This window comes from Roseovarius halophilus (ex Wu et al. 2025) (assembly GCF_047086965.1).
This window is the reverse complement of sequence record NZ_JBKOTX010000592.1, coordinates 1-350: the sequence shown is the minus strand read 5'-3', so window position 1 is coordinate 350 and position 350 is coordinate 1. Positions and strand designations below refer to the sequence as shown.

The following is a 350-nucleotide window of genomic DNA, read 5'->3' as shown; positions in this document are numbered from 1 at the left end:
AAGCCAGTGCCGATGTCGGCGGGACAAGCGGGGCCACCGTGCGCCGCGCCCCCGGTGCCGACGCGCGCCGCTACGAGGATTTCGACCCGATCGAGGACGCGGCGACTGCGCCCGGTGGGCTCTTCGCCCGGCTGCCGAGCCTGCGCAAACGCCCTGCCGAGCCCATGCCCGAGCCGGAACTGGTCGAGGAGACCGCGCCAGGTGCGGACCTGCCGGCGGCCGATGACGCCCGCATCCGCGCCCGTATCAGCGATGCCATCCGCAGCCGCAAGGCCCCGGCAGAGCCTGTCGCGCCCATGCCCGGGGCAGACACGGCGACCGCAGCGCGGCGGCAAGAACCGCGGCTGTCG

Annotated in this window: 1 pseudogene; it reads left to right on the top strand. The window is 75.1% G+C overall.

Annotated features, from left to right (window positions below):
• A pseudogene (locus tag ACH107_RS33630) lies at positions 1–350 on the top strand (hypothetical protein); the annotation flags it as partial.